Origin of the sequence: Psychrobacter sp. (assembly GCF_018260395.1) — a bacterium.
Lineage (GTDB): Bacteria > Pseudomonadota > Gammaproteobacteria > Pseudomonadales > Moraxellaceae > Psychrobacter.
In genome coordinates, this window is the sequence record NZ_JAGLBC010000106.1 from 1 (window position 1) to 8,461 (window position 8,461).

At 38.9% G+C, this 8,461-nt stretch carries 6 protein-coding genes; all 6 read left to right on the forward strand.

What is annotated here, in order from left to right:
- The first annotated feature begins 103 nt into the window (after positions 1 to 103).
- The 6 genes from QZ265_RS08265 to QZ265_RS08290 all read left to right on the forward strand — a co-directional run bounded on the left by QZ265_RS08265 (position 104) and on the right by QZ265_RS08290 (position 8,447).
- A complete protein-coding gene (locus QZ265_RS08265) occupies positions 104 to 1,774 on the forward strand; it encodes a fatty acid--CoA ligase (RefSeq protein WP_296405204.1) in 1,671 nt (556 codons plus the stop codon).
- 231 nt (positions 1,775 to 2,005) lie between these two features.
- Entirely contained in the window at positions 2,006 to 3,676 is a 1,671-nt protein-coding gene (locus tag QZ265_RS08270) for a fatty acid--CoA ligase (RefSeq protein ID WP_296405206.1), read from the forward strand.
- 243 nt (positions 3,677 to 3,919) lie between these two features.
- Positions 3,920 to 4,207, forward strand: coding sequence for a hypothetical protein (locus QZ265_RS08275; protein WP_296405208.1), 288 nt, complete (start codon positions 3,920 to 3,922; stop codon positions 4,205 to 4,207).
- A 258-nt stretch (positions 4,208 to 4,465) separates the two neighbouring features.
- Positions 4,466 to 5,704, forward strand: coding sequence for an enoyl-CoA hydratase/isomerase family protein (locus QZ265_RS08280; RefSeq protein ID WP_296405210.1), 1,239 nt, complete (start codon positions 4,466 to 4,468; stop codon positions 5,702 to 5,704).
- Between the two features lie 215 nt (positions 5,705 to 5,919).
- Positions 5,920 to 7,128 (forward strand): alanine racemase, encoded by a 1,209-nt coding sequence (locus QZ265_RS08285; RefSeq protein WP_296405212.1) that lies wholly within the window; start codon positions 5,920 to 5,922, stop codon positions 7,126 to 7,128.
- Positions 7,116 to 8,447 (forward strand): D-arabinono-1,4-lactone oxidase, encoded by a 1,332-nt coding sequence (locus QZ265_RS08290; protein WP_296405214.1) that lies wholly within the window; start codon positions 7,116 to 7,118, stop codon positions 8,445 to 8,447. The genes QZ265_RS08285 and QZ265_RS08290 overlap by 13 nt, the downstream gene beginning before the upstream one ends.
- The last annotated feature ends 14 nt before the right edge of the window (positions 8,448 to 8,461 follow it).

An 8,461-nucleotide genomic window follows, 5' to 3' on the forward strand; every position in this document is an offset into this window, starting at 1 on the left:
ATTGCTAAAGATTCAAATTGCTAAAGATTCAAATTGCTAAAGATTGAAAAGACGTCATAAATGGCGTATTTTATTTTCACATAAAACAATAACGGACTATTTCATGGCCAATCATTACACTGCTGCTCCTCAAGCTTATCATTTTCCACTGATTATCAAACAGTTATTAAACCGCTCAAAAGTTACCTCACAACACCAAGAAATCGTTTATGCCGATAAAATGCGCATGACCTATAACGAATTATTCTCGCGTATAGCAAAACTTGCTAACGTGTTAGAGGGTCTAAATTTAGACAAAGGGGACGTGGTTGCGGTTATGGACTGGGACAGTCACCGCTTTTTGGAATCATACTTTGCGATTCCTATGTCACAGTATGTACTACAAACTGTTAATGTTCGTCTGTCTCCTGACAAGGTACTGTACACAATCAATCATGCCAAGCCAAAGGTTTTATTATTAAACTCTGAGTTTGCGCCTATGGTTAAAGACTATCAGTTTGAAAACTCAAGCATTGAGCATATTATTTGGCTAGATGATAATGGAGTAAGTAGTGAGGGTGTATTTGGTGTGAACCAATCTCGCTTATTAGGTGAATATGAAGCGCTATTGGCAGATGCAAGTGATGAGTTTGAGTTTCAAGATTTTGATGAAAACACAATTGCCACCACATTCTATACTTCAGGTACTACCGGAAATCCTAAAGGGGTTTTCTTCAGTCATCGCCAGTTAGTATTACATGCGTTAGCGGAGGCTGCGACTTTAGGTGTATTACCGCAAAAGCAAGGATTGGTACTTGGCGATGTCTATATGCCGATAACACCAATGTTCCATGTTTTGGCATGGGGTTTTCCTTATACTGCTACTATGATTGGTTTAAAGCAAGTTTATCCAGGTCGCTATGCGCCAGATGCATTAATTAAGCTCATCAAAGAAGAGAAAGTAACCATTACCCATTGTGTACCTACTATTTTACAAATGCTATTAAAGCAGGCTGAAAGTGAAGGTTATACATTTAATGGCCTTAAAATGGTTGTCGGTGGCTCAAGTCTTACTGAAGGTTTGGCTAAGACTTCGTTGGCATCAGGTATTGAAGTCTACACCGGTTATGGTATGTCTGAAACAGCGCCATTAATTGGATTGACTGAGTTTAGAGCAGATGATCCTGAAATGAGTATTGATGAAGATGCAAAACGTCGTAGTTTAACAGGTAAGCCTGTGATGATGGTTGATGCTAAAATTTGGGATGGCGAATGTAAAGCTATGCCACAAGATGGCAAGCAGACTGGTGAGCTGGTGTTACGTGCACCATGGCTAACCCAAAGCTATTTTAAGAATGCTGACGCGGGTGAAGAGCTATGGCAGGGAGGCTATATGCACACCCAAGATATAGCTTATATGACTGAAGATGGAACCTTAAAAATTACTGATCGCCTCAAAGATGTAATTAAATCAGGCGGCGAATGGATATCTTCCTTAGAAATTGAGACCATTTTATCTTTGCATCCTGCTGTTGCAGACGTCGCAGTTATAGGCGTGAAAGATGAGAAATGGGGAGAGCGTCCATTGGCTGCAATTGTGTTGAAGCCAAATTGTCAGGACGTATCGATTGAGGACATCAAAGCCATAGCCGAAAAAGCAGCTGAAAAAGGTATGATTCCTAAATATGGGGTACCTGAGTATTACAAAATAGTCGATGACTTGCCAAAAACTTCAGTTGGCAAACATGATAAAAAGCTAATGCGTGAGCAATTTACGGGTCAAACTTCCATATAGCTTATCGTTTAAAAACGGATTTAAAAACGGATTAGCTTTAGCTAAATAGATTCAATATTGGGCAGTGTATTCATAATACGCTGCCTAGTTTTTATGAGATTATTTAGTCTTAAGCAATGAGAGTTATTAATTGAGCTTTTGGTTTACATGGCTTTAGAATTTTACTATTATAAATTGTACTTAAATGGATTTAAGTGGCTAAATTATAATAATCTTATAAAGGACTATATCATGACTCAAAATTACCCCTCCGCAGAGCAAGCTCATAACTTTCCTCTAATTATTAAACACCTACTTGACCGATCAAGAATGACCGCCAATGAGGAAGAAATAGTTTTTTCTGATAAAGCGCGCATGACCTATAAGCAGTTTTTTAAAAGGATTGCAAAATTAGCGAATGTATTAAAAGCTCTTAATCTGGAGAAGGGCGATGTCATATCGGTTATGGATTGGGATACGCCAAGATTTTTAGAGTCGTACTTTGCGGTTCCAATGTCACAATACGTATTGCAAACTGTCAATATTCGTCTGTCGCCTGAAAAAATACTGTACACCATTAATCACGCTAAACCCAAAGTTCTATTACTAAACTCAGAATTTGCACCGATGGTAAAGGATTATCAGTTTGATAACTCTTCTATTCAACATATCATTTGGCTGGATGACGATGGGGTGAAATGCGAAGACGTTATGCCTGAAAGACAGTCGCTGGTAGTAGGGGAATACGAAACATTATTAGACAAAGCAAGTGATGACTTTTATTTTGAAGATTTTGATGAAAATGCTATTGCAGTAACTTTCTATACTTCAGGCACTACGGGTAATCCAAAAGGGGTGTTTTATAGCCATCGCCAGCTTGTATTACATACCATGGCTGTAGCGTCAACTTTAGGTACTTTACCTCAAAAACAAGGGGTAGTGCTCGGCGATGTTTATATGCCGATGACCCCAATGTTTCATGCAATGGCATGGGGGTTTCCTTATATGGTGACTATGTTAGGACTTAAGCAGGTGTATCCTGGACGTTATAGCCCTGACAAATTAATCCATCTTATGGAAACTGAGAAAGTAACCTTAACTCACTGTGTGCCTACCATCGTACAAATGATACTCGATCAAGCTCAAAAAGAGGGTAAGAAATTTAATGGTTTGAAAATGCTTACTGGTGGCACACGGCTAACCGAGGGACTTGCTACCAATGCTTTATCAAGTGGTATTGAAATCTTTACAGGTTACGGTATGTCGGAGACAGGGCCTCTTATAAGTGTCACGGAGTTTAAAAGCAATGAGGCGGATATGGATCTTAAGGATGACGTAAAACGTCGTTGCTTAAGCGGCAAGCCTGTGATTATGGTTGAAAACCAGTTGTGGGATGATACAGGTAAATTATTGGCAAATGATGGTGCTGAAGTAGGTGAATTGGTTGTAAGAGCGCCGTGGTTAACTCAAAGCTATGCCAAAAATTCTGATGCGGGTGATGAGCTTTGGGAAGGCGGTTATATGCATACTCAAGATATTGCTTCAATTCGAGCAGACGGTTGGCTACAAATATCAGATCGGTTAAAGGATGTGATTAAGACTGGGGGCGAATGGATATCATCATTAGAGATTGAAACCATTTTATCTCTACATCCTGCTGTGGCTGATGTAGCTGTAGTGGGTATTCCAGATGAAAAGTGGAGTGAGCGCCCGTTAGCAGTAATGGTATTTAGATCTGGCTTTGAGGATACCAACCCTAAAGACATTATCGCATTGACAGAGCAAGCAGCTGAAAAAGGATTGATTCCGAAGTATGGTATTCCGGAATATTATAAAATAGTTGAAGCCTTGCCAAAAACATCTGTGGGTAAACATGATAAAAAAGTAATGCGCGAGATTTACGCCAATCATAGTGCTAACTAACGCTTATGCGGTCATTAGAGATACCCGTAACTACTGCAGAAAATAGCTAATTAAAGGTATTGCAGTGTTGATCGAGCCTTGTTGATCGAGCTTTTTAAGAGAATAAAGGTCTCTTAGAAAGCTCTTTTTAATGTTTGACATATTCAGCAAGCTTCTCGTAAATGTTTAAACTTGCGATACATATTAATCAATAGTTCATAATTCGTATTTAAAATGGTTTATTTGATTTATAAGGCGTTTCAAATGAATATGCTTGAATCTATGAGTGTAATGATAGACTACCCTTATATTGCATTTATTATTACCACTATATTATTGCTGATAGGATTCTGGCGTAATCATCTTTTTGTTAAAATTGCTGCACTTGCTTGGTTCTGCTATGGAATTTGGGAGTATTTTATATTCTTTCAAAGAGCTAATAATAATGAGTTCAATATCCGTATCGATTTACTATTTATATATCCCATCTTGATTTTATTCACAGTATTTGCAATTGCCCATGCTGTCTATCAAGCTTATAAAAAAAACTAAGCTATCTACTTGCATTGAACTTTAGTTAAGTAAAGTTGCATATCAATAAATGCCAAAAAAAGTGATTTAAAACAGTCTAATTTTAAATCTCTACTCAAAAGTTATACCTTCATACATTGATAATTTTGAAAGGCGTGGCATGTTAATGCTATGACTTTTTATATAAAAATCTATATGCTAGTATAGGCACTTTTTTTCATTAGAGTGGGTAGCGATAATGGAAGGGGCAACTATAATAGAACTAGGGCAAATATAGTTATGAAAGACAACCACAGTAATGTCAAAACAAATCCAATAATAGAACAAGATAAGGCTGCTATAAATTCGACATTAGACACAGCAGAAGTATTATTTGAAACCATTGATATAAATCATGGCCTAACCGTAGGTCAAGTGGTTTTGAATAGACCAAAATCTTTGAATGCATTGACCACCTCTATGTGCCAACAAATCAGCAATCAACTGAGTGCTTGGGAAACTGACGACAGTATTGTGGCTATTGTGCTGCGTGGTGCAGGCGAGCGAGCCTTAGCTGCTGGAGGTGATATCCGTCAGTTGTACGAAGCTCGGCTACAATGGGATGGGGAGGGTATTGCACCTAAAGAAGCGATAGATTTCTTTGATAGTGAGTATCGTCTAGATACCCAAATGCATGGGTATCTTAAACCCATTATAGCTTGGGGCAGTGGTATTATAATGGGTGGAGGAATGGGCATACTGAGCAGTAGTAGCCACCGTATAGTTACTGAAACCACAAGAGCGGCCATGCCTGAAGTTAATATTGGCCTTTTTCCTGATGCGACAGGAAGTTGGTTTTTACAGCGTTATCCTGCCCAGTCCGGTCTGTTTATGGGATTAACGGGCGCCGATGCCAATGCCAATGATGCGCTACTATGCAACTTGGCCGACTTTAGAATGAACAGCCAAGACTTTGAAAAAGTGATTGAATGTTTGACTGACGCCGACTGGAGTAAGGTGGTTGACTTAAAACAAAAGCAATATCAGAGTTTAAAGCTGCATAATATTGTTACTAAGGCCTTAAACCAATGCAGTATGGCATCTATCAAAAATACTGACTTTAAGCCCAGTAATATTGCAAAATACTTATCATCTATACAAAGCTTAATGAATTCAGGCGGCTTGGATAAGATTGATGAAATATTAATGTCAGATGATGAGCTATTAAAGTTTTGCCCTGAGTTATTCAAAGATCCGTGGTTTCAATCTGCATTGACTAATTATCGCTACGGCTGTCCTGTAACCAAAGCCATTACCTATGAAATGTATCAGCGTGCGGGTTGTTTATCATTAACTGAAATCATGGCCTTAGAGACGAATGTTGCTCTGCACTGTATTAAATATCCTGACTTTAGCGAAGGGGTAAGAGCGCTGTTAATAGACAAAGATCGCAATCCAAAGTGGAGCCGTAATATGGCTGAATGCTTAGATGTTGAGGGACAAGCTTATATCCAAGAACACTTTAGAGACTTAGAGTAAGCTTGTAATAAACTAATAAAGTATAGGATTGGCTAAGATAAGATGGGATAGGTAAACACTGTCCTCGATGTTCTTTAGACCTTATTAAATGAATAGTCATAAGATTGGCAGAGCTATAAAATGGCTCTGTCATTTTTTTTGCCTGATTTGCGGTTATACGCTATGCTAAGATAGAGATTATGATTGGTTATTAGTTAAACAAAAAGGAAATCAAAATGGATTTTGATAGAATTAATGCTCCTACAGTGCCTTCAGCATGGTTAGATCTTGACGCATTGGACCATAATATTAAACTGGTTAATAACAAAACCAAGTCTATAAATTTACGACTGGCCACCAAATCTATTCGCTCCCTTGATGTCCTAAATTATATTAAAGAGCGCTCGCCGCACTATATTGGTGTAATGTCCTATGCGGCAGATGAATCGCTATACCTACTTCAAAACGGTTTTAGTAATATTATTTGCGCCTATCCCACCTTAGATATAGATAATGTGTCAAAAACCTTTGTTTATACCAAGCAGGGATCAACGATGGTTTGGATGGTGGATCGTCCCGAGCATGTAAAGGCTTTAAATCAAATAGCAGCCATTTATGATGAAGAGGTCAAAATTTGTATTGATATAAATATGTCGATGCCTATTCCAAAGCTTTATTTCGGCACTAAAAGATCTTCTTTAATGAATAAGAAAGACCTTAAAAAGCTACTAAAATTCATAAAGCAATGTCCACATGTCAAAGTTACAGCTTTGATGGGTTATGAGGCTCAGATAGCTGGCTTGCCTGAACATTTACCAGGTAAAACACTGTTAGCGCCTGCTATACGGATGTTAAAAAAACATTCTCAAAAGCAAGTTTCTCAGCGCCGTGGTTCATTGGTCAACTGGCTAAATAATCAAGGTTTTAATCTAAGCATAGTCAATGGCGGTGGTAGTGGCAGTATGGACTTTACGTCATCGCAGCCTGAAATTACTGAGATCACTGTTGGCTCCGCCTATTATAAGCCAGCGTATTTTGATTATATGGATACTATGCATGAGTTTAAGCCAGCTGCAGGTTTTGTATTACCGGTAACTCGCCAACCCGAAAAAGGGGTGATTACTTGTCAAGGTGGGGGCTTTATTGCTTCTGGTGCAAATGGCATTGATAAGGATCCTGTAATCCATTATCCAGATGGCCTATCAATTTTAACAGATGAGGGATTTGGGGAAGTACAAACCCCATTTGCGATACATTCAAGTTTACTAAAAAATGGCACTGCTGCGAAAATTGGAGACGCTATCTGGTGTCGACATGCTAAAGCCGGTGAGCTATGTGAGCATTTTAATGAGTTAAGTTGCTACCGCCAAACTAATAAGGATAGTTCAGATAAAAACGTACGCACTATGACCACCTATCGAGGAGAGGGAAAATGTTTTCATTAAAACAGTGGCAGGGTAATGCTAAGTGGGAGAACTGGGTAGGTTACGTAAAAGCACAGCCTGAAAACAAATTAACGCCTTCTTCGATTGAAGAAATACAGCTAATAGTTAAGCAGGCACGTCTTGCAAAAAAACGTATTCGGGTTACTGGAGCGGCTCACTCATTTAGTGGGTGCGCCAAGCCTGAAGAGATTGCGATTAGTTTGCACAATATGCGAGGACTTATTTCGGTGGATAAAGAGGAACAATTGGTCACATTATACGCTGGGACTTATCTACATGAAATTGGAGATGCTTTGAGAGAGCATGGTCTTGCCTTAGAGAATATGGGGGATGTACAAGCTCAAACTATCGCTGGCGCTGCCTCTACAGCCACCCATGGAACCGGCATTACTTTAGGGTCGGTTGCAAATCAGGTGGTCGCTTGGGAATGGGTCGATGGTAAGGGAGAGCTGCATACGCAGGATCGAGGTGATCCTAAAACCGATGAATTAGGCAATGCCCTTCATGCTAGTCTTGGTATGTTAGGTATATTTACCAAGTTAACCCTTAAGGTAGTAGCGTTGTATGGGCTAAAAGAGTCAAATGAAAGGCTTGAATTTGAGCAAGGACTGGCAAATTTTCATTATATGGCCCAATCTCATCGTCATATGGAATGGTTTTTGTTTCCTGGCACCAATAAACTGCAACAAAAAACTTTAACAGTAATACCGCATAAAGCAATGAAACGGGGCCAAAAAATAAAAGATAACTTTGAAAGTATAGTAATGCTCAATGGGGCCTTTTACTTGTTGTCAGAGATGGCACGTTTTAATCCAAAATGGACCAAATTGGTAAGTCAAATCTCGGCAAATTCTATTCCTAATACCTTTAGAGAAGGATACTGCTATGAAGTATTTCCAACGCCACGTGGGGTAAAATTTAACGAAACCGAGTACTTTATCAAACTTTCTGATTTTGAAGCATGCATTAAAGAAGTTAATGACATTTTATTAATAAATAATAAGAACTCCCACTTTCCGATAGAAGTAAGAACCCATAAGGGTGAAACAGGTATGCTCAGTCCCACTCAAGGTGTGGATTGCGCCGTATTATCATTTCACGTCTATAAAGGCATGGACTGCGAGCCTTTATTTCAATGGGTTTATGACTATATGAAAAAGTGGCAAGGTCGCCCGCATTGGGGAAAAGTCAATAAGTTAAATAGCGCTGAACTCAAAGCGCTATACCCTCAAATGGACCGCTTTCTACAAATTCGTGAGTACTATGATCCAGACAAGGTTTTTATGAATTCATGGCTTGAACAGAAGTTTTTAACATAACCTTTTAATAAATA

What these genes read in the sequence shown, in the direction of transcription:
- QZ265_RS08265 (WP_296405204.1), top strand. Translation starts at nt 104, where the DNA reads ATGGCCAATCATTACACTGCTGCTCCTCAAGCTTATCATTTTCCACTG.
- QZ265_RS08270 (WP_296405206.1), top strand. Translation starts at nt 2,006, where the DNA reads ATGACTCAAAATTACCCCTCCGCAGAGCAAGCTCATAACTTTCCTCTA.
- QZ265_RS08275 (WP_296405208.1), top strand. Translation starts at nt 3,920, where the DNA reads ATGAATATGCTTGAATCTATGAGTGTAATGATAGACTACCCTTATATT.
- QZ265_RS08280 (WP_296405210.1), top strand. Translation starts at nt 4,466, where the DNA reads ATGAAAGACAACCACAGTAATGTCAAAACAAATCCAATAATAGAACAA.
- QZ265_RS08285 (WP_296405212.1), top strand. Translation starts at nt 5,920, where the DNA reads ATGGATTTTGATAGAATTAATGCTCCTACAGTGCCTTCAGCATGGTTA.
- QZ265_RS08290 (WP_296405214.1), top strand. Translation starts at nt 7,116, where the DNA reads ATGTTTTCATTAAAACAGTGGCAGGGTAATGCTAAGTGGGAGAACTGG.